General features: G+C 74.3%; 16 protein-coding genes. 10 read left to right on the plus strand and 6 right to left on the minus strand.

All coding sequences use genetic code 11. The features are described from left to right. Window positions 1–27 precede the first annotated feature (27 nt). The 3 genes from ACSNN8_RS22510 to ACSNN8_RS22520 all read left to right on the plus strand — a co-directional run bounded on the left by ACSNN8_RS22510 (window position 28) and on the right by ACSNN8_RS22520 (window position 4,522). Entirely contained in the window at window positions 28–645 is a 618-nt protein-coding gene (locus ACSNN8_RS22510) for a MerR family transcriptional regulator (RefSeq protein ID WP_436651250.1), read from the plus strand. After that, window positions 642–3,113, plus strand: a complete 2,472-nt coding sequence (locus tag ACSNN8_RS22515) for a VIT domain-containing protein (protein ID WP_436651251.1) — start codon at window positions 642–644, stop codon at window positions 3,111–3,113. The genes ACSNN8_RS22510 and ACSNN8_RS22515 overlap by 4 nt, the downstream gene beginning before the upstream one ends. 251 nt (window positions 3,114–3,364) lie before the next feature. Then, window positions 3,365–4,522, plus strand: a complete 1,158-nt coding sequence (locus tag ACSNN8_RS22520; RefSeq protein ID WP_436651252.1) for a ricin-type beta-trefoil lectin domain protein — start codon at window positions 3,365–3,367, stop codon at window positions 4,520–4,522. 433 nt (window positions 4,523–4,955) lie between these two features. Here the strand turns inward: ACSNN8_RS22520 and ACSNN8_RS22525 are convergent, their stop codons facing one another. Beyond that, window positions 4,956–6,626: an FAD-binding dehydrogenase gene (locus ACSNN8_RS22525; protein WP_436651253.1), complete on the minus strand. Its 1,671-nt coding sequence runs from the start codon at window positions 6,624–6,626 to the stop codon at window positions 4,956–4,958. A 141-nt stretch (window positions 6,627–6,767) separates the two neighbouring features. Continuing rightward, on the minus strand, window positions 6,768–7,376 hold the full coding sequence (locus ACSNN8_RS22530; protein WP_436651254.1) for a helix-turn-helix domain-containing protein: 609 nt from the start codon (window positions 7,374–7,376) through the stop codon (window positions 6,768–6,770). Between the two features lie 109 nt (window positions 7,377–7,485). On the opposite strand from ACSNN8_RS22530, the gene ACSNN8_RS22535 reads away from it, so the two are divergent. Continuing rightward, entirely contained in the window at window positions 7,486–8,358 is an 873-nt protein-coding gene (locus ACSNN8_RS22535) for an SDR family oxidoreductase (RefSeq protein ID WP_436651255.1), read from the plus strand. 11 nt (window positions 8,359–8,369) lie between these two features. Here the strand turns inward: ACSNN8_RS22535 and ACSNN8_RS22540 are convergent, their stop codons facing one another. Then, the gene (locus tag ACSNN8_RS22540) at window positions 8,370–8,900 is read right to left on the minus strand and encodes an EXLDI protein (protein WP_436651256.1); all 531 of its coding nucleotides are present in this window, start codon (window positions 8,898–8,900) and stop codon (window positions 8,370–8,372) included. A 67-nt stretch (window positions 8,901–8,967) separates the two neighbouring features. Between ACSNN8_RS22540 and ACSNN8_RS22545 the strand changes: the two genes are divergently transcribed. From ACSNN8_RS22545 to ACSNN8_RS22555, 3 genes are read left to right on the plus strand one after another with little or no spacing between them, the layout of a single operon-like run. Next, a complete protein-coding gene (locus ACSNN8_RS22545) occupies window positions 8,968–10,398 on the plus strand; it encodes a hypothetical protein (RefSeq protein WP_436651257.1) in 1,431 nt (476 codons plus the stop codon). Window positions 10,399–10,428: 30 nt separating this feature from the next. Next, entirely contained in the window at window positions 10,429–11,208 is a 780-nt protein-coding gene (locus ACSNN8_RS22550) for an FAD binding domain-containing protein (RefSeq protein ID WP_436651258.1), read from the plus strand. Further along, complete coding sequence (locus tag ACSNN8_RS22555; RefSeq protein ID WP_436651259.1) at window positions 11,205–13,850, plus strand: molybdopterin-dependent oxidoreductase; 2,646 nt, start codon at window positions 11,205–11,207, stop codon at window positions 13,848–13,850. Before ACSNN8_RS22550 ends, ACSNN8_RS22555 begins: the two co-directional genes overlap by 4 nt. Here ACSNN8_RS22555 and ACSNN8_RS22560 read toward each other — a convergent pair. Both ACSNN8_RS22560 and ACSNN8_RS22565 read right to left on the minus strand, forming a co-directional pair. Beyond that, entirely contained in the window at window positions 13,777–15,759 is a 1,983-nt protein-coding gene (locus ACSNN8_RS22560) for a sensor histidine kinase (RefSeq protein ID WP_436651260.1), read from the minus strand. The two genes, ACSNN8_RS22555 and ACSNN8_RS22560, sit on opposite strands and share 74 nt — an antisense overlap. A 120-nt stretch (window positions 15,760–15,879) precedes the next feature. Beyond that, a complete protein-coding gene (locus tag ACSNN8_RS22565; RefSeq protein WP_436651261.1) occupies window positions 15,880–17,973 on the minus strand; it encodes a transglycosylase domain-containing protein in 2,094 nt (697 codons plus the stop codon). 311 nt (window positions 17,974–18,284) lie between these two features. On the opposite strand from ACSNN8_RS22565, the gene ACSNN8_RS22570 reads away from it, so the two are divergent. Both ACSNN8_RS22570 and ACSNN8_RS22575 read left to right on the plus strand, forming a co-directional pair. After that, window positions 18,285–18,926 (plus strand): DUF6230 family protein, encoded by a 642-nt coding sequence (locus ACSNN8_RS22570; protein ID WP_436651262.1) that lies wholly within the window; start codon window positions 18,285–18,287, stop codon window positions 18,924–18,926. Beyond that, window positions 18,923–20,368 (plus strand): DUF6114 domain-containing protein, encoded by a 1,446-nt coding sequence (locus ACSNN8_RS22575; RefSeq protein ID WP_436651263.1) that lies wholly within the window; start codon window positions 18,923–18,925, stop codon window positions 20,366–20,368. The genes ACSNN8_RS22570 and ACSNN8_RS22575 overlap by 4 nt, the downstream gene beginning before the upstream one ends. Here ACSNN8_RS22575 and ACSNN8_RS22580 read toward each other — a convergent pair. Continuing rightward, on the minus strand, window positions 20,357–20,749 hold the full coding sequence (locus ACSNN8_RS22580) for a DUF1992 domain-containing protein (RefSeq protein ID WP_436651264.1): 393 nt from the start codon (window positions 20,747–20,749) through the stop codon (window positions 20,357–20,359). The two genes, ACSNN8_RS22575 and ACSNN8_RS22580, sit on opposite strands and share 12 nt — an antisense overlap. 75 nt (window positions 20,750–20,824) lie before the next feature. Between ACSNN8_RS22580 and ACSNN8_RS22585 the strand changes: the two genes are divergently transcribed. Beyond that, a complete protein-coding gene (locus tag ACSNN8_RS22585; protein ID WP_436651266.1) occupies window positions 20,825–21,094 on the plus strand; it encodes a DUF2277 domain-containing protein in 270 nt (89 codons plus the stop codon). Window positions 21,095–21,096 lie beyond the last annotated feature (2 nt).

Here is a 21,096-nt window from a genome sequence, read left to right on the forward strand (position 1 = left end):
CATGGTGACAGTGTCAGAGTGGTCGGCATGTGGACGCTCGACGAGCTGGTGGAACGGGTGCGGGAGGCCCTCGAGGCCGAATATCCCGGCGCTCCGAACGGTCGCGTCCGCGACGTGCCCGACCGGCGCGCCATCCGGTGGTACACGACGATCGGACTGGTCGACAAGCCGCTCGGCATGCGCGGCCGCTCCGCCCTCTACGGCCCGCGTCACCTGCAACAGCTCGTCGCCATCAAGCGGCGGCAGGCGCAGGGGCAGACGCTCGCGCAGATCCAGCAGGAGCTGACCGGCATCTCACCGTCGTCGCTGACCGACATCGCGCTGGTGCCGCCCCGCCTCCTGATCGAGATCAAGGAGGAGACCTTCGAGCACCACTCCCCGCGTCCGCGCTTCTGGGCCGACCGGCCCGCCGAGGCCGCCCCGTCCCCGCCGCCCGTGGCCGCCGAGGCATCGCCGCGCCGGACCGCCACGACCACCCAGCCGTTCACCGGCGTGGCGCTCGGTGGTGGCGTGCTGCTGCTCGTGCCGGGCGCCCTGACCGACCGCGACCGCGACGACATCACCGCCGCCGCCGTTCCCCTGCTCGACCTGCTGAGCGCCCGAGGCCTGCTCGCCGAAGGCTCGATCGATGGGAGTCCGTCATGACCTTCTCCGTCACCCCGATGGATCCCGGCGAGATCAGCCGCATCAGGATCCTGCCCGACGCCGGCTTCGGCACGCTGCGCACCGACCGCGGGGCGCTGCCGCTCGACCGTCTCGACGTGCGGGCCCGCATCAGCGGGCTGGTCGCGCGCACGGTGGTGCGCACCGAGTTCGTCAACGTGCACGACGTCGCGCTGGAGGCGACCTACATCTTCCCGCTGCCCGACCGCGCCGCGGTCACCGGCATGACGATGACCTGCGACGACCGCACGATCACCGCCGAGCTCCAGGAGCGGGGAAAGGCCCGGGAGGTGTACGACCGCGCGATCGCGGCCGGGCAGCGCGCGTCGATCGCCGAGGAGGAGCGGCCCGACGTCTTCACGATGCGGGTCGGCAACATCTCCCCCGGCGAGCGCGTCGTGGTCGAGCTGAGCCTGGTGGGGCCGCTGCCGTTCGAGGACGGCGAGGCGACGTTCCGGTTCCCGCTGGTCGTGGCGCCGCGCTACATCCCCGGCACGCCCCTGTCAGGGACGTCGGTCGGCGACGGCTGGGCGCCCGACACCGACGCCGTGCCCGACGCCTCGCGCATCACTCCCCCGGTGCTGCTGCCCGGCTTCCCCAACCCGCTGCGGCTCGGCGTCACCGTCGAGATCGACCCGGCCGGCCTCGAGCTGGGCGAGGTGCGCTCCAGCCTGCACACCGTGGTCGACCGCGACGGCACGCTGTCGATCGGGCCCGGCGAGCGCGCCAACCGCGACTTCGTGCTGCGGCTGCCCTACGCGGGCGGCGGCGAGACCGCGATCGCGGTGCCGGACGAGACCGCCGAGCAGCCCGAGGGCGTCTACCAGCTGGTCGTGCTGCCGCCGGCCGGGTCCGCGGCGCCCCGGCCCAAGGACGTCGTCCTGCTGCTCGACCGTTCGGGCAGCATGGGCGGCTGGAAGATGGTCGCCGCCCGGCGCGCCGCGGCCCGGGTGGTCGACACGCTGACCGGCGCCGACCGGTTCGCCGTGCTGACCTTCGACCACCAGGTCGACCGGCCGCAGGATCTGCCGGCCGGGCTGGCGGAGGCCACCGACCGGCACCGCTTCCGCGCGGTGGAGCACCTCGCCAAGGCCGACGCCCGCGGCGGCACCGAGCTGCTGAGCCCGCTCACCGAGGGGCTGCGCCTGCTGGGCGCGAGTGAGGGCCGCGACCGGGTGCTCGTGCTGGTCACCGACGGTCAGGTCGGCAACGAGGACCAGATCGTCCGCGACGTCACGCCGCTGATCGGCACCACCCGCATCCACACGATCGGCATCGACCGCGCGGTCAACGCGGGCTTCCTGGGGCGGCTCGCGGCGCTGGGCGCGGGCCGCGCCGAGCTGGTCGAGAGCGAGGACCGGCTCGACGAGGCGATGGAGCACATCCACCGCCGCATCGGTGCTCCCGCGGTCACCGACCTGCGGGTCACCGCCACGGGCCTCACGCTGGTCGACGACGACCGGTCGCCGGCGCGGCTGCCCGGGCTCTATCCGGGTGTTCCGCTGGTGGTGAGCGGGCGCTACACCGGCCGGCCGGTGGGCGAGCTCGTGGTGACCGGGCGCACGCGCGACGACCGCGAGTTCCGTACGGCGGTGGCCGTGCAGCAGCGCACCGAGCCGGCGATCGAGGCGCAGTGGGCGCGGGCGCGGCTGCGCGACCTGGAGGACGCGTACGCGGCGGGCGACCACGGGCTCGAGCACCGCATCGTGGCGACGTCGCTGCGCTACGGGGTGCTGTGCCGGTTCACGGCATTCGTGGCCGTGGACAGCCGGGTGGTCAACGAGGGCGGCGAGACCCGCCGCGTCACCCAGCCGGTCGAGCTGCCCGACGGCTGGGAGTCGCCCTGGGACGCCCCGGCGATGGTCCAGTTGGCGTCCGCTCCGATGCCCGCCGCGCCCCCGCCGTCCGGGCCCTTCTCGACCTTCGCGGCCGAGTCGTCGGCCGGCTCGGGGTTCGACGCGGCGGCCGGCCCGGGGTTCGCGGGCGGAGGCATCGCCGCCGCCAGCCCGGCGGGAGGTCGCGCACGCCGGCCGGGTGTCCGGGCGGCGCCGGCCATGATGCGGGCGTCCAAGGCCCGCGCTGCCACCGGCGGTGCGCCCTCGCTCGACGACATGCGGGCGCTGGCTGCCACCGAGGCCCGGCGGCTGCGCGAGGCCGCCGAGCTGCCCGACTGGGAGCGCCGCGAGCTGCTGGACGACCTGGCCAGCCGCCTCGACGTGCTGGTGGGGTCGCTCGACGCCGCGGAGTTCGCCCCGTTGCGGGAGCTGGTGGCCACGCTGCGGTCCGACGCGCCCACGGCCGAGAAGTGGACGGCGGCGACCGACGTGCTGACTGCCTTTGCGGGCGCCGCAGGAGGCCCTACGACGGCTTCCGCGGGCGGGGCCCCTGCCGATCCGGCCGGGCCGACGACCGGGGGTGGTGCCGAGCGGAAGGCGTTCTGGAAGCGCTGAGTCGCGGCGCCGTGTCGCGCTTGAACGATCAAGGAGGTAGGTTCACGCGTGATCCTGACGACCCTCCGCAGTGGAGCCTGACCGGTGCCGAACGATCGACTGCCGCTCTACCGACCCGACGTGGCCGTTCCCTGCCCTGTCGGCCCCAACGGGCGGAAAGTCGGATGTTCAGTCCGGGCCGAGAAAGCGATCAAGGCGGGTATGTTGGGCGGCCGATCGTCTCTTGGCGGCTCGATGGCGGCGGGTGAAGCGTGACGGACGGCGACCTGAACGACGAGCAGGATCCTTTGCTCGTGCGGCCGTTCGTGCTGCGCGAGTCCGCCTCGGCCGACGACGGGGCCGACGCCACGGGCGATGCCACCGCGGGTGCCGGGGCCGACGCCACGGGCGATGCCACCGCGGGCGCCGGGGCCGACGCCTCGGACGACGGCACTGTGAACGGCGACGAGGCCGGCGGGAAGCGGGCGGCGCAGAAGTGGCCTGCAGCCGCGGGACGGGAAGTGCGTTCGGGGTCCGCGGTCGGCGGTGATGACGCGCCGACGGCGATCCTGCACCTGCCGTTCCGGCGGAAGCACGGTGCGCCGGTGGCACCGGGGAACCGACGCCGGCGGTTGGCCGTGCTTGCGGGCGCGGCGGCCGTAGTGGTGCTGGGTGCGGCGGCCACGGGGTATGCGGCGCTGCGGGATGATGTGCGGCCGTCGGTGGCCACGGGGGTGCCTGGGCCGATTCCGGCGGCGACCGGGCCGGCGGCCAGCAGCGCGGTTGCGCCGTCCGCATCGGGGGGCGCGACGGCGGGCGAGGTGGGCAATCCCGGCGGGCCGGGTGGGCTGGGTGGGCCAGGCGCGCCGGGCGGGCCGAGCAGCAGTGGGAGCGCGACGCCCAGTACGCCGGGCTCTGCAGGGGCGAGCGCTGCCGTGCCGGTCGCGCCTTCGACGAGCGCCACGGCGGGGGAACCGATCTCGCTGAGCCCGGAGCCGACCGAGGGCAGCCGGACCGACAGCCCGCGGGCTCCGGAGGGGCTCGCGCCCGCGCCGCCCGCCGACGACCGGGCGGGCGTGGTCCGCGGTCAGAACGGGCTGTGTCTCGACCTGAACGGCGCGGTTGCGGTCGACGGGAACCACGTGCAGGTCTACGACTGCAACCAGACCGCTGCTCAGTCGTGGACGCTGGCCTCCGACGGCACGCTGCGGGTGCTGGGCAAGTGCGCCCTGGTGGTCGGCGACCGGTCCGTCAAGATCGTCAGCTGCGACGGGCGCACCACGGCCCAGTGGCGCGCCTCGGGGCAGCTGCTCATCAACGTGTCGAACAACGACTGCCTGACCGACCCTTCGGCGGGCCGCACATCCGGCACGGCCGTCACCGTCACGTCGTGCAGCGGCTCCGCGAGCCAGCGCTGGTCTCTGCCCTGACAGTCGCCGGCCCGTGACAGCCGGGCGCCGGTGCGACCGCCGCGGGCCGAGAGTGCACGCCGACGCTGCGCGCGGCCGGGACCGACGCCGATTCCAGCCCGCCGCGCCGCGGGAGACCGGTCGGGGGTCAACGCCCACCCGAACCGTCGCGCGACAGAAGACTGCCCGGGAACGGCGCCGGACCATCGCGCCGGAGACCGGCCGAGATCGACGCCACACCCGAACCAGCGCGCCGCGGAAGACCGCCCGGAATCGGCGCTGGTCGCGGCCTCGCACGCCGACGGCGCCGGACCGTCGCGCCGCAGACCGGCCGGGATCAGACCGTCGCGCCGCAGACCGGCCAGGATCAGACCGTCGCGCCGCGGGAGACCGGCCGAGGATCCGCGGCCGGCAACAGCGGACGTCCTAGTGCTGCCGGCCGCGGACCGGGACGTCAGAGGGTGCGGGCCAGGTGCCGGCCGGCGGCGCGGCCGCTGAACAGGCAACCTCCCAGGAAGGTGCCTTCCAGGGCGTTGTAGCCGTGGACGCCGCCGCCGCCGAAGCCGGCCACCTCGCCGGCCGCGTAGAGGCCGGGGACGGGGGTGCCGTCGGCGGCCAGGGCGCGCGAGTCCAGGTCGGTCTGGATGCCGCCGAGCGTCTTGCGCGTGAGGATGTGCAGCTTGACGGCGATCAGCGGGCCCGCGGCGGGGTCGAGGATGCGGTGCGGCACGGCGGTGCGGCCGATGCGGTCGCCGAGGTAGCGGCGGCTGTTGCGGATGCCCTGGATCTGGGCGTCCTTGCTGTACGGGTTGGCCAGCTGCCGGTCGCGGGCCTCGATCTGGGTGCGGATGCGGGCGGCGTCGAGCAGCGGCTGGTCGGTCAGCTTGTTCATGCCGGCGACCAGGTCGTCGAGCGTGTTCGCGACCACGAAGTCGGCGCCGCGGCGCTTGAACGCCTCGACGGGGGCGGGAGCGCCCTTGCCGAGGATGCGCTCCCGCAAGAAGGCCCGCTTGTCGCCGGAGGTGATGTCGGGGTTCTGCTCGGAGCCGGAGAGCGCGAACTCCTTCTCGATGATCCGCTGGGTGAGGATGAACCACGAGTGGTCGTACGGGGCGATGTCCGGCGTCGTCCGCAGGTGCTTCAGCGTGCCGAGCGTGTCGTAGCCGGGCAGGCACGGGGCGGGCAGCCGGCGGCCGAGCGCGTCGAACCACATCGACGACGGGGCGGGCAGGATGCGGATGCCGTGGGCGGGCCAGATCGGGTCGAAGTTCTGGATGCCCTCGGTGTAGTGCCACATGCGGTCGCGGTTGACCAGGCGCGCGCCCGCGCCTGCCGAGATCTCGAGCATGCGGCCGTCCACGTACTCGGGAACGCCGGTGATCATCGTGCGCGGGGGCTCGCCGAGCCGTGCGGGCCAGTAGCGGCGGACCAGGTCGTGGTTGCCGCCGATGCCGCCCGCCGCGACCACGACGGCCTGGGCGGTCAGCGTGAAGTCGCCCGCCTCCTCCCGGCTGGAGGGCTTGCCGCGGGCGTCGTCGCAGGCGGCGAGGACCTTTCCGCGTACGCCGGTGACTGTGCCGTTCTCCACCAGGAGCTCGTCGACCCGGTGGCGATGGTGGAACGCGACGAGGCCCCGGGCCGCGGCGTCCTGCACGGACCGCACGAACGGCGCGACGACCCCGGTGCCGGTGCCCCACGTGACGTGGAAGCGCGGCACCGAGTTGCCGTGCCCGTCGGCGCTCAGGCTGCCGCGCTCCGGCCAGCCCACGGTCGGCAGCCAGCTCATGCCCAGCGAGGACAGCCAGGCGCGCTTCTCCCCCGACGCGAACTCGACGTACGCGCGGGCCCACCGGTAGCCCCAGGAGTCCTCGTCGCCGAGGCGGTCGAAGCCGGCGCTGCCCAGCCAGTCGTTCCAGGCCAGGTCGAACGAGTCGGCGACGCGCAGGCGGCGCTGCTCGGGCGTGTCGACGAGGAACAGGCCGCCGAAGGACCAGTACGCCTGACCGCCGAGGTTGGCCGCGTTCTCCTGGTCGACGAGCGCGACGCGCTTGCCGGCGGCGGTGAGCTCGTGGGCGGCGGCCAGCCCGGCCAGGCCGGCCCCGACGACGATGACGTCTGCGTCCATGGCCCGGCAATGTACCGGAAATCCCGAAGAAAATTCAGCTTCATCCCTCGGAAGGGGTCCCTCGGCCGGACCGGTCCAGAGGAAGGGCCGGCCGGACGATGAGGGCAGCCGGGAGGAGGGCGGCCGGGAAGGGGAGGCGACCTAGGAAGGGGCGGGCTCGGAAGAGGCGGGCGACGCGGAGGCGGGCGAGCCTTCCGGGGCGGCCACGTCGCGCAGGGCGGTGAAGGCCTCGCGCACGTGGAGGACGAGGTCGCGGTCGGCCGGGTCGGCCACCCAGCGGGCGAAGGCGACCTGGAACGCGGCCACGCCCGCCTCGGCGGCGAGGGCGGCGGCCAGCGCGGGCACGCCGCGGGAGCGCAGCGCCTCGGTGAGCGCGGCAGCCACGGCATGCAGCTTGGCCAGCTCCCGCTCCTGCAGTGGCGGGTTGGCGTCGATCACCGCTTGGCGCTGGCGGGAGAACGACACCGGCGGGAAGAAGTCGAGGGCGGCCCGCTCGAAGGCGGCGGCGACAGCGGGCAGCGGCCCGCCGGCCTCGAGGGAGATCGAGGCGACCAGCAGCTCCTGCAGGTCCCCGGAGCCGGCGAACAGGACCTCCCGCTTGTCGGCGAAGTGGCGGAAGAAGGTGCGCTCGGTCAGCCCGGCGTGCGCGGCGATCTCGGCGACCGTGGTGCGCTCGTAGCCGCGCGACGCGTACAGGTCCATTGCCGCCTGTCGCAGGCGGGACCGCGTGTTCGGCTCCCAGCGTCCCATGCGGGCCATCCTAGGCGACGACAGTCGCTGACATCACAGTGCCGACCGATGACAGCGACTGACATCCGGGCGTACGGTCATGTCAGTCGCTGACATAGGAGGAAACACCATGCGCGTCTTCGTCACCGGAGCCTCCGGCTGGATCGGCTCCGCGGTCGTTCCCGAGCTTCTCCGCCACGGGCACGAGGTGCTCGGCCTCGCCCGCTCGGACGCCTCGGCGCAGGCCGTCGCCGCAACGGGAGCCGAGGTGCTGCGCGGCGACCTCGACACGCTCGACGTGCTGCAAGAGGGCGCCCGGCAGTCCGACGCGGTCATCCACCTGGCGTTCGTGCACGACTTCGGCAACTTCGCGGACTCGCTGCGCAAGGACCGCGCGGCCATCGAGGCGATCGGCGAGGCGCTGGAGGGCTCGGGCAAGGCGTTCGCGATCGCCTCGGGCACGCTCGGGATCACGCCGGGCCGGGTGGCGACCGAGCACGACCAGCCCGACCCCGCGACGGCCCACCCGCGGCAGCAGTCCGCGGCCGCCGCGCTGGCCCTGCAGAACCGGGGCGTCCGTCCGATCGTCGTCCGGCTCGCGCCCAGCGTGCACGGCGCCGGCGACCACGGCTTCGCGGCCGTCCTGGTGGCGGTCGCCCGCGAGCGCGGGGTCGCCGGCTACGTGGGCACCGGCGAGAACCGCTGGACCGCCGTGCACCGCGACGACGCCGCCACGCTGTTCCGGCTCGCGGTCGAGAAGGCGCCGGCCGGAGCGGTGCTGCACGGCGTCGCCGAGGAGGCGATCACCGCCCGCGAGATCGCCGAGGCCATCGGCCGCGGGCTCGGCCTCCCGACGGGCCCGGCGGCGCCGGAGGACTTCGGCTGGATCGGGCCGATGTTCGCCGGCGACAGCCCCGCCTCCAGCACCGTCACGCGGGAGCTGCTGGGCTGGGAGCCCACCGGGCCGGGCCTGATCGAGGACCTCGCCCACTACGTCCGGTAGGCCGCGACGGGTCAGATGTCGAGGTCCTCGACGGCGGGCTGCTCCAGCGTCGCCTTGATCAGCTCGAAGAGCTCGGCGGGTATGTGCTCGCCGAGCTCCTCGGCGGTGTCGTAGACCTCGAGGGTGGCCTCGCCCTGGGTGCTGCCCCAGGTCTGGTTGGGCGTGAAGTACGACTGGAGCACGCCCAGCCAGCCGCCCTCCTGCCGGGCGTCGTCGCCCGACCACACGTGCTCGGGCGACCGCTCGGTGTGCACCACGAGCTTGCCCTTCTGGCTGCGGAAGACCCGGAACACCTCGGCGGTGCGGCTGGTCGAGCGTCCCCACTCGCCCAGCAGCACGCCGCTGAAGCGCACCTTGCGCCCGGCGCCGGGGCCGACCTTGACGGTGATCTCGTCGTAGCCCTGGCGGCGGCCCTCCTCGACCTCGACGTAGCGTCGCAGGGCCGCCGTGATCGTCGCGCTGAGGTTGCCGCCGGACAGCTCCTGCGCCCGGGCGAACAGCGCGAGGTCGTCGTCCGCGACGTAGATCGTCTTGTTCGGCATAGCAATATAGTATACGTATACGCGAAAAGTGGCCGCGCGGCCCGGCGCCGTCGATGACCATGAAGGCATGCGTCCCCTGCTCCGGGTCCAGACCCTTGTGCCGGCCGCCGGGCTGGTCGTGTTTCTGCTGGTCTTCGGGCTGTTCGGCGGGCCCTCCGACCCGGCTGAGGCGGCCCGCTGGGTGGGGCTGGGCGTGCTGCTCGCGCCCGCGGTCATGGTCTACGCACACCGCCCCGCGGCCGCCTGCGCCGCGATCCTGGGCGCGGTGCTGTGGAGCCCGCTCGCGACCGGCCTGCCGACGGTGCTCGCGGTCGGGGCGTACGCGCTGGTCGCCGTCCTCGTCGCCCGCGCGGACCGCACCCCGCCGCCGCTGCCCGTCCCGCACCGCCGGCCCCCTCGCCCGTACGCCCTCCCGCACGTCGCCGCCCCCGCCGAGGTCGCCGGTTTCGCGCTGCTCGTCGTGGCCGCGGGCGGCGTGGTGTGGGTCGGCGTGGACGACGCCGCCGTGCCCTGGCTGGCCGCCACGATCGCCGCGTTCGGGCTGGGGTGCGCGCTGCTCGCCCGCGCCGTGCGGCACCAGGCCGCGCTGCGCCGGCTGTTCACGACCCCGCAGCCGGTGCACTCGGTGCGCGCCGTCGAGCAGGAGGGGTACGTCCACGTGCTGCTGCCCGCCGAGGACGGGCGCACCGCGCGCGAGTTCGCCTTCGACGTGGCCGAGCCCGAGCCGCGCCACGACGAGGACGACGTGCACACCGAGGCCGCGGTGCTCTACGGCGACCCGCGCCCGGGCTCGTGGTGCGCGCTCGAGGTCGGCGACCGGCTGCACGTGCCGGTGGGCCCGGTCGGCGACGTGGTCGTGGTGCCCTACGACGTGGTGGAGGGGCTGCCCCGCGAGATCGAGGACGACGAGGAGCAGCTGGTCGACCCGGACGCGCTGCGCCCCGCGGACCGCGACGCCGGCGCGTTCCAGCCCCGCGAGCACCGGATCGCCCCGCAGCGGGCCTGGACGGCGACGCTGGTGATCGGGCTCGGCGCGGCGCTGGGGGTGGGCGAGCTGGCGCTGCTGGCGGGGCTGCCGCGCGCGGTGCTGGTCGTGGCGGCCGCGATCGCCGGGGCGGCCGGGTTCGAGTACGGCTGGCGCGCCCAGCTGCGCCCCCGGCTGCGCTGGCACGCGGGCGGCGTCGCGGCGATCGGCTTCCGCGAGCGCAACCGCGAGCCCTGGGCCACCGACAGCGCGATCGTGCACGACGACGGGGGCACGGTCCTGCTCACCGCCGGACAAGCTGTGCTCACCGTGCCCGTGCCGCCGCCGTGGCCCTCGGCGGCGCACCAGCGCACCGCGGACCAGCTGGTGGCGGCGCTGCGCGACGCGCGGATCCGCGCGCTGGAGACCAGCCCGCTGCCGCCGCCGCCCGACATCGAGGTGCCCCGCCGGCCGGTGCTGCTCTACGTGCTGTGGGCCGCCACCGTAGCAGCAACGACACTGATCCTTCACTGACACCGAACGCGGCGCGCGTAGCGTACGGACGTGGACCTGCACACCGTCGCCGAAGTCATCAGCCCGGCCCGGGTGGGCCAGTGGCGCCCGGGCGACGCGTGGCTGGGCGGCGGCACGGCGCTGTTCGGCGAGCCGCGCCCGCACCTGAGGCGGCTGCTCGACCTGACCACCGCCGGGTGGCCCGCGCTCACCTCGCGCGACGACGGTCTGGAGATCGCGGCCACCTGCACGATCGCGGAGCTGGCGGCGAGCGGCCACGACATCGCCGAGAAGTGCTGCCACGCGTTCCTCGCGTCGTTCAAGATCTGGAACGTGGCGACCGTCGGCGGCAACCTCTGCGCCGCGCTGCCGGCCGGGCCGATGATCGCGCTGGGCGCCGCGCTCGGCGGCACCGTGCTGCTGCAGGGCCCCGGAGGCGAGCGGACCGTCGCCGTCGCGGACTTCGTCACCGGCGAGGGCACGACCGTGCTGCGCGAGGGCGAGCTGCTGCGCTCGATGCACCTGCCGGCCTCCTCGCTGGGCGCCCGCACCGCGTACCGCCAGGGCTCTCTTCACGCCCACGGCCGCTCCGGGGTGCTGGTGATCGGGCGCGCTGCCGGGCGCGGCCTCGTGCTGACCGTGACGGCCGCGACGAGGCGCCCGTACGTGCTGGTCTTCCCCGAGCCGCCCGGCGCCGAGCTGCTCCAGGTCGCGCTGACCGAGCGGATCGGCCCGGAGGCGTACGTCGACGACGTGCACGGGCTTCCGGCGTGGCGGCGGCACCTGACCCGGCTGTACGCCGAGCAGGTGCGCGCGGAGCTGGTCGCATGAAGATCAACGGGGTGGAGCACGACCGCGCGCCGCGGCCCGGGCAGTGCCTGCGCACCTACCTGCGCGAACAGGGCTGCTTCGGGGTCAAGAAGGGTTGCGACACCGGCGACTGCGGCGCCTGCACGGTGCACGTCGACGGCGTGCCCGTGCACTCGTGCGTCTATCCGGCGTTCCGCGCGGCCGGCCGCGCCGTCACCACGATCGAGGGGCTGGCCGGCGCCGGCGGCCTGCACCCGGTGCAGCGGGCGTTCCTCGACGCGCAGGGGTTCCAGTGCGGGTTCTGCACCGCCGGCCTGATCATGACGGCCGCGGCGCTCTCCGACGACCAGCGCGACGACCTGCCCCGCGCGCTCAAGGGCAACCTCTGCCGGTGCACGGGCTACCGCGCGATCGCCGACGCGCTGGCCGGCACGGTCAACGTGGCCGAGCCCGCGCCCGGCCAGGCGGTCGGCGCGAGCCTCGGCGCACCGGCCGGCCGCGAGGTGGTCACCGGCGCCGCCCGCTACACGTTCGACGTGGACGTGCCCGGCGTGCTGCACCTCAAGGTGCTGCGCTCGCCGCACCCGCACGCGCGGATCGCCGCGATCCGCACCGAGGCCGCGCTCGCCGTGCCCGGCGTCGAGCTGGTGCTCACCCACGCCGACGCGCCCGCGAAGCGGTTCTCCACCGCACAGCACGAGCACGCGAGCGAGGACCCGGCGGACACCCGGGTGCTCGACGACGTGGTGCGCTTCGCCGGTCAGCGGGTCGCCGCGGTCGTCGCCACCACCGAGGCGGCGGCCGAGGCGGGATGTCGCGCGCTGGTCGTCGACTACGAGCTGCTGCCCGCCGTGCTCTCCCCCGCCGAGGCGATGGCCGAGGGCGCGCCGCAGCTGCATCCGGGCGCCGCGCGCAACGTCGTCGGCGAGATGCACGCCGCGCTCGGGGACGTCGAGGCGGGCTTCGCCGAGGCCGACGAGGTGGTGGAGGAGACGTTCCGGACGCCCCGGGTGCAGCACGCGAGCCTGGAGACGCACGGCGCGGTGGGCCGGCTCGACGACGACGGCCGCCTGGTGATCCGGACGAGCACGCAGACGCCGTTCCTCACCCGGCGCGCGCTCGCCACGCTGTTCGACCTGCCGCCGGAGCGGGTCCGGGTGATCGCCGGCCGGGTCGGCGGCGGGTTCGGCGGCAAGCAGGAGATGCTGGTCGAGGATCTGGTCGCGCTCGCCGTGCTGCGGCTGGGGCGGCCGGTGCGGCACGAGTACACGCGCGCCGAGCAGTTCACGTCGGCCACCACCCGGCATCCGTTCACGGTCACCGTCAAGGCGGGCGCCCGGGCCGACGGCACGCTCACGGCGCTGTCGCTCGACGTCGTCTCGGACACCGGGGCGTACGGCAACCACGGCCCGTCGGTCATGTACCACGGCTGCCACGAGTCGGTCGCGGTGTACCGCTGCGCGAACATGCGCACCGACGCCCGCGCGGTCTACACCAACACCGTGCCGGCCGGCGCGTTCCGCGGCTACGGGCTGGGGCAGGTGTCGTTCGCCGTCGAGTCGGCGCTCGACGAGCTGGCCCGCCGGCTGCGGATCGACCCGATCACCTTCCGCGAGCGCAACGTGGTGCGGCCCGGCGAACGGCTGACCGCGCCGGGCGACCACGCCGACGACCTGACGATCGCGTCGTACGGCCTCGACCAGTGCCTCGGGCACCTCCGGGCGGCCGCGGCGGAACCGGCCGAGGCGGCGCCGGAAGGCTGGGCGGTGGGCGAGGGCATGGCGATCGCGATGATCGCGGCGGGGCCGCCCGGCGGCCACTTCGCGGACGCGACGGCGACGCTGCTGCCCGGCGGCCGGTTCGAGATCGCGGTCGGCACCGCCGAGTTCGGCAACGGCAGCACCACCGTGCACGCGCAGATCGCGGCCGACGCGCTGGGCACGACGGCGGACCGGATCACCGTACGGCAGTCCGACACCGACGCGGTCCGGCACGACACCGGGGCGTTCGGCTCCACCGGGGTGGTCGTGGCCGGCCGGGCGGTGCTGCACGCCGCCCGCGGCCTGCACGCGCTGCTGCGCTCCGCGGCGGGCGACGCCCCGCTCACCGAGGCCGTGCTCGGGAAGCTGGCGGCCCGGGCGCCGCGGCCGCTGCGCGCCGAGGGGCACTGGGGCGGCAGCCCACGGTCGGTGGCCTTCAACGCGCAGTGGTTCCGGATCGCGGTCGACCCGGACACCGGCGAGCTGCGGATCCTGCGCAGCGTGCACAGCGCGGACGCGGGCACGGTGCTGAACCCGCTGCAGTGCCGCGGCCAGGTCGAGGGTGGCGTGGCGCAGGCGCTGGGCGCGACGCTGGCCGAGCACGTGGACATCGGCGCCGACGGTCAGGTCACCACGACCGGCTTGCGGCAGTACCACCTGCCGACGTTCGCCGACGTGCCGCGCACCGAGGTGCTGTTCGCCGCCACGGACGACGCGATCGGCCCGCTGGGCGCGAAGTCGATGAGCGAGAGCCCGTTCAACCCGGTCGCGCCCGCGCTGGCGAACGCGCTGCGCGACGCCACCGGCGTGCGGCTGACCGACCTGCCGTTCACGCGTGACCGGATCTGGACGGCGCTGCGACGCTCTGCGCCTGCGCCCGGATCAGCGGCAGCGTCATCGTGAACGTGCTGCCGCGGCCCAGCTCGGAGCGCGCGGTGACGGTGCCGCCGTGGTCGTTCACGATCGTGCGCACGATCGCCAGGCCGAGCCCGTTGCCCTGCACGGCCTGATCCATCGCGTTCGCCGCCCGGTGGAACGGCGTGAACAGCCCGGGCAGGTCGTCGGCGGGGATGCCGATGCCGGTGTCGGTGACCGTGACGACGGCCCGGTCACCGGTGGCCGTGAGCCGGCACTCGAGGCGGCCGCCGGGCCGGGTGAACTTGATGGCGTTGTCGAGCAGGTTGTGCACGGCCCGCTCGAGCTGCACGGCGTCGCCGCGTACCCAGGCCGGCTCCGTGACCAGCTCGTACACCAGGTCCTTGGCCAGGGCCGCGGTCCGCAGCGCGGCGTGCGCCTCGCCGGCGAGCCGGGCCAGGTCGACCGGCACGGCCTCGGCGCCGGTCCGCTCGCCGCCGCCGTCGAGCAGCAGCAGGTCGGCGACCGTGTCCCGCAGCCGGTGCGCGTTGCGCCGGATCGCCTCGATGCCGCGCCGCTGCACCGGCGAGAGCCCGGCGGCGTGCCCGTCGTCCTCCACCAGCATCTCGCTGTAGCCCAGGATGCTGGTCAGCGGCGTGCGCAGCTCGTGGGTGACGGTGGCGACGAAGACGTCCTTCTGCTCGTCGAGCATCCGCAGCTCGTTGATCAGCCGCTCCTGGCGCAGCCGCAGGCGCTCCTGACGGGCGGCGTGGTCGATCTCGCGGCCGAGCCCGATGAGCAGCCGCCGCTCCTCCGGCGACCACTCCGGGCGCGCGGGCCGCAGCAGGCAGATCAGCCCCGGCGCGCAGCCGGCGTCGCCGCTCAGCGGGATCACCAGCGCGCCCGGCGCGCCGGCCGGCTCGAGCGAGCTGCCGGGCGCGCACGAGCGGGCCTGCTCGGCGATGGCCGGGTCGAGGGGTGGCGCGTGCTCCGGCCAGTGCGCCTCGATCGGCTCGCCGGCCCGGATCGTGATGCGGCTGTACGCGGCATCGGCGTCCAGCGTCGTGGCGAGCATCCCGGTGAAGCGCCGCCCCACCGCGGCCGGGTCGGAGTTCTCCTCCTGCAGCAGCGCGGTGACCGCCTGGCGCAGCTCGGCGCGCGCGACCCGGGCCTGCTCGGCGGTGATCAGCCGCTCGGTCTCGGCGGCGAGGTCGTTGAGCGTGCCGGCCACCGCGCGCAGCTCGCCCGGCCCGGCGGGCACCGCGCGGGCGGACAGGTCACCGTCGGCCAGTCGGCGCAGCGTGAGCCGCAGGTGCTCGAGCGGCAGGAGCAGGTGCCGCTGGTGCAGCATCGCCAGCCCGGCACCGGCGGCCACCACCAGCGCGGCGAGCCCGGCGAACAGCAGCGCGGCGAGCTGGGCGCCGGTGCGCTCGCGCCGCCCGACGCGCTGCTCGTAGTCCTCGACCGCGGCCAGCACGTCGGCGTTGGCCGTACGGATGTGGTCGAACAGGTCCTTGCCGCGGGCCGCCCGGGCGGCGTCGGCGTCGGCCACCCCGGCGTTGACGATCGGGATCGCGTACCCGTAGAGCCACCGGTCGGCGGCCTGCCGCTCGACGGTGACCAGCCGGGCGGTCCCGGCGTCGAGCGGGTCGGCGTCCAGCCGCTGCAGCGCACCGAACGCGCCGGCCCGGCCGCTGATCCACGGCTCGAGGAACGCGGTCTCGCCGGTGAGCTGGAACCCGCGGACACCGGTCTCGGCATCGGTCAGGTGCTGGAGCACGGCCCGGTTGGTGTCGCGGACGAACTCCACCCGCTGCACGTGCGCCTCGTGCCGCAGCCGCTGCCGCTCGGTGACGACGAAGTGCGCGACGATCAGGGCCAGGAACAGCAGCAGCAGGATCGCGAAGCCGCCCGCCACGCGGTACTTCAGCCTCGTGAGCGCGAACCGCCCGATCATGACCGGACCGCGGCCAGGACCGGCAGCGCGGCCGGGCGGAGCTGCTCGTGCGGAGCGGTCACACGGTTCCTGTCGGCAGGAAACCCCCCGGCGCTGAGCAACCGCCTCCTTCGCCTCGCTCTATCGGCCGTACGTCGTGGCACTGCCCGGCGCGGTGAACCGCTGGTCGCCGTCGCCTGCCGCGGCCCGCAGCGTGCGGGCGACGGCCGTGACGACCCGCGACTCGACCGCGCTGCCGACCAGGTCGGACGGGTTGGCCGGGTCGTTCGCGATGCCGGCCGCCGCCATCGCCGGGGTGAAGCCGACGAACGTCTCGGTGCGGTTGTCCTCGGTGCTGCCGGTCTTGCCCGCCACGTCGAGGCCGCCGAAGATGCCGGCCACCTGCTCGGCGGTCCCGCCGTTGCACCGGCCCGCCGCGCTCTGCTGCCCGACGGGGCAGCGGGCCGCGTCGGTGGCGGCGCGCGCGACCTCGGGGTCGAGCACCTGCTTGCACGTGCTCGGCACGTTCACGTGCCCGCCGTCCGAGCCGGTGACCGACGCGACCGGCAGCGGCGCGCAGTACGTGCCCTCGGCCGCGACGGTGGCGTACGCGGACGCCAGCTCGAGCGGGGTCGTGTCGACCACGCCGAGCGTGAACGAGCCCCACGACGCGGCGCTCTCCGCGGCCATCCGCGCGTCGGCGGGCGCGCTGAAGCTGATGCCCAGCCGCTTGGCCATCTCGACGACCTTGTCCGGCCCGACCTGCTCCTCGAGGTGCACGAAGTACGTGTTCACCGAGCGCCCGAACGCGTCCCACATGGTGCGGTAGCCGTCCATCCAGCCGGGGTTGGCGTTGCCCGGGCAGTAGCGCCCGTCGCAGCTGTCCGGCCCCGAGTCGGGCCACTCGGTCACCAGCTTCGACGGCGAGTCGAACCCGGTGTCCAGCGGCATCCCGGCCTCGAGCGCGGCCAGCATCGTGAACATCTTGAACGTCGAGCCGGACGGGTAGCCGCTCACGCTGCCCCCGCCGCTGACCAGGGGGTTGACCGTGTCGATGATCGAGTCGGCGGTGCCGTAGTGCCGGTTGACGGCGAGCGCGAGCACCTTGCCGGTGCCGGGCTGCACGACGGCGATCGGCAGCGTCTTCTTGTTGTCGAGCGGGTACACCCGGCGCGACTGCTCGGCGGCGACCTTCTGCACGTCCGGGTCGAGCGTGGTGACCACCGTGTAGCCGCCGCGGCGCAGCGCGTTCTCCCGTTCGGTCTTCGTGGCGCCGAACTGTGCCTGCGTGTCCCACCAGCGCTCGAAGTAGTCGCAGAAGAAGCCCCACCCGTCGGCGTCGCCGGTGGCGTCGATGCAGCCGTTGGGCTGGGTCCTGCCCGAGTAGGTGAGCTTCTCGCGCGCCGCCGCCGCCCGCTGCGCCTCGGTGATCAGACCCGCCTTGACCATCGCGTTGAGCACGTAGCCCTGCCGCACCTTGGCCTGCGCCCGGTCGCCGCCGATCGGGTTGTAGGCGTCCGGCGACTGCACGACGCCCGCGATCAGGGCGGCCTGGGCGAGGTCGAGCTTGGCGGGGCTGACGCCGAAGAAGCGCCGGGCCGCGGCCTCGATCCCGTACGCCCCGTCGCCGAAGTAGACGATGTTGAGGTAGTTCTGCAGGATCTGCTTCTTGGTGAGCCGGCTCTCGAGCTCGACCGCGTACTGAATCTCGCGCAGCTTGCGCGCGGGCGTGTCCTCGGTCGCCTCGGCGCGCTCGGCCGCCGTCAGCGTCGGGTCCTCCTTGAGCACGTTGCGCACCAGCTGCATGGTGAGCGTCGAGGCGCCCTGCTCGGCGCTGCCGCTGCGCGCGTCGGAGGCCAGCGCACGGGCGACGCCCTTGAGGTCGACGCCGCCGTGGGAGTAGAAGCGGGTGTCCTCGGCCGCCACGATCGCGTTCTGCATCACCGGGGCGATCTGGGCGAGCGAGACGTCGTGGCGGTCCTGGTCGTAGAACGTCGTGATCAGTGTCTTGCCGTCGCTGGCATAGACGCGGGTGAGCTGGGCGGCCGGCGGGTCGAGCAGCTGGGCGGGCAGCTCGTCGTGCTGCTTCTCGCTCCAGTGCGCGCCCGCGATGAGCACCGCGCCGACCGGGACGGCGGTCACGCCGACGAGTGCGCCGATGAGCACCAGCACGCCGCCGAGCCGGGCCAGGGCGCGCGGCCGGCGGGCGCGGGTGGGTGTGGTGCTGGAGCTCATCGGGGGGTCCTCCGGGCGTACGTCTCAACTGGTCGCTCCAGTCGTTAACACCGCTTCCTGTGAACACCCTGGGTTTCGTTACTGATCCGTAATCTGCGCGGTCGCTTATACACGTGGTGACGATCACAGCTTCTCGCCGCCGCATTTTCCGGACAGTTACCGCCATCACAGTAACGGTGAGTAACGAGATTGCGGACGCCGAAGGTTACTGGCGAGTAAACCGGCACCTTGTCCACGGAAGGCCGCAGGAGCAACATTTCCCGCACGTCGACGACCGGCATAGACGAGCCTCACTCCACCTGGAGGAAACCGTGAGCGATGCGCAAGGCGATCCGGCGTACGGACGCACCGACTGGCGCCGTTTCGCCGTGGCGGTGGGTGTGCCCGCCGTCGTCGCCGGCGGTCTGGTCGTGGCGCTGGCCAACGGCGCGCTGGCCGCCAGCTTCTCGGTGTCGGGCACCCAGTTCAAGCTGACCGCCGACCGCCTCGTCGGTGAGGGGTTCACGCAGTACAGCAAGAAGCTGCCGACCGAGCAGGTGCAGAAGAGCACCGGCGAGAGGTACGTGGTGGCCGCCATGTCCGGCATCCGGACGGCCGACATCTACAAGCTCTGCCAGTCGGTGGCGGCGGGCCCGGTCGTGCTGCGCATCGAGGCGGGCGCCGACCCCGACCACCCGGCCGAGGCGGAGAACCTGCTGATCGGCATGTCCGAGCTGAGCGGCGACGCGACGTTCGAGAACATCGACATCGGCCAGGACGCCTCGACGCTCGACGCGGACGGCAGCGAGGACGAGCACGGCGACGTCGGCTCGTTCGGCCAGCAGGCCACCGACGTGACGATCGTCGGGCTCAAGCAGAAGGCGTACATGACCTCGGCCTCGACGTTCAAGCTGACCGGCATGAGCCTCAAGCTCTACCTCGGCGAGAGCGGCAAGGAGTGCTACCAGGGATGAGCGCCCGCGAACGGTTCCGGCAGTGGCGGCGCGGGCGGCCCTTCTGGGGCGGGCTCCTTCTCGTGCTGGCGGCGGTGGAGCTGCTCTACACGGCGAACATGAACCTGGGCAACCTCGAGGTGCACCTCGGGCCGCAGGGGTTCCTGTCCTATCTGCTGCCGCTCCTGCTGCTGCTCTGCGGGGTGCTCGCCTGGTTCAGCCCGGCGCAGCGGCTCTTCTACGGCATCGTGAGCCTGCTGACCGCGCTCTACACCTTCATCGGGCTCAACCTGGGCGGCTTCCTCGCCGGCATGCTGCTGGGCATCGTCGGCGGCGCGCTGGTCATCGCCTGGGGACCACCGCGTACGCGCTCCAAGCCCGACGCCCCGGCGGCTCCGGCGGCTCCGGCGGCTCCGGCGGCTCCGGCGTCGGACTCCACCATCGTCCCGGGTCTCGAGAAGCCCCGCGACGGCATCGGAAAGAACCCGCGGGCGCTCTCCGTCGGCCTGCTGCTGGTCGCCCTCACCGGCGGCCTGCTGGTGGCGGGGAGCGGCCTGCCCGCCCGCGCCGAGGAGTGTCCCGAAGGGCTCCCGTCCCGCACCTCGGTGACCTCCTCGGCGCCGGCGCCTCCGTCCCGGGCCGCTTCCGGCGCCCCGTCCACCGGCAGTCCCGCCCCCGGCAGCTCGTCGCCGGTCGCCCCGAGCGCGCGTCCCGGTACTCGGTCGCCGTCGTCCACCCCCACTACCGGCCAGGGGGACGACGGCACCGGGAACCCGATCGTCGACGGCATCGGCGACTTCTTCGACGGCCTCGGCAACCTGCTCGGCATCGGCGGCGACGAGTCGCCGGCTCCGAGCACGTCGCCGTCGCCGTCGCCGTCGAAGTCCGCCCCCGCGACGTCCGCCCCGGTGACCTCGGCTCCCGTTGCCCCCTCGCGGACCGCCGCCGCGTCCCCCACCCGCTCGGCTCCGGCCACGCCCCCGACCAGCGCCGGCGAGCAGATCCCCTGCCTCGGCGCTCGGGTGCTCGGCCTCGAGGCCGACGCGGACGGGCTGCCCCGGGTCGCCGCCGAGCCGGGCGTGATGAAGGTCGGCTCGCTGACGATGTACGACTCGACGTACGACGGGGTGGTCGACCTGCGCACCGCGAAGGGCACCGTCGAGGCGCTGCAGTTCAGCATGGACAAGGCGGTGAACAAGCCCTTCACGCTGACGATCGCCGAGCCCGGCGGCGCGAGCACGGTCATCCGCAGCAACGAGCTGGTGACCGACGGGAACGTGAAGTTCTACACGCCCGAGTTCAAGGGCAAGCTGTTCGGGCTGATCCCGGTCACGTTCACCCCCGAGCAGCCGCCGCCGCTGACGTTGCCGGTGCTGTGGTTCACCGACGTCACGATCCGGCTCGCGTACGTCCACTGCGACACGCTGACCGCCGACCCGCTCGACATCCGCTCAACCGCGTGAGCGCCGCTCCCGCCACCCCTCGGCCACCCGGTCGGGGTCGAACGGCGGCAGCACCACCGGCGGGCCGTCCATCAACCCGACCCGGGCCTTGCTGATGCGCTCGTTGAGGCCGGCCACGTAGTCGCGCACCTCCCGCTCCGTGCGCAGCCGGTCGACCCTGTCCTCGAGGTCCTCGGTCTCGCGGCGCAGCGCCAGCGTCGGCGGGATCACCCCGGCGGTCGCGCCCTCGCGGTGCAGCCAGTCCTTGACCCACCAGTCCTCGTCGTACTCCTCGCCGTAGCCGCGCAGCGGCTTGCCCGTGCCGTCGAGGTTCTCGAACTCGCCCCGCTCGGTCGCCTCCCGGAGCTGCCGGTCGATCGAGGACTCGTACCAGTGCGCCATGCCTTCAAATGTAGTTTCGTCGTACCCCAGGCGTAGTTTGACAGTCGTCCCACCCCGACCGAGGAGGCCTGCGCCGTGTGCCGCAACATCCACCAGCTGCACAACTTCGAGCCCCCCGCCACCCGCGACGAGATCCAGGCCGCGGCGCTGCAATACGTGCGCAAGGTCGCCGGCAGCACCCGCCCGTCGCAGGCCAACCAGGAGGCGTTCGACCGAGCCGTCGCCGCGGTCGCCGCCGCCACCACCGAGCTGCTCGACGCGCTGGTCACCACCGCCCCGCCCAAGAACCGCGAGGTCGAGGCCGCCAAGGCCCGCGCCCGCGCCGAGAAGCGCTACGCCGGCTGAGC

Source organism: Actinoplanes sp. URMC 104 (genome assembly GCF_051386375.1).
Taxonomy (GTDB): Bacteria; Actinomycetota; Actinomycetes; order Mycobacteriales; family Micromonosporaceae; genus Actinoplanes.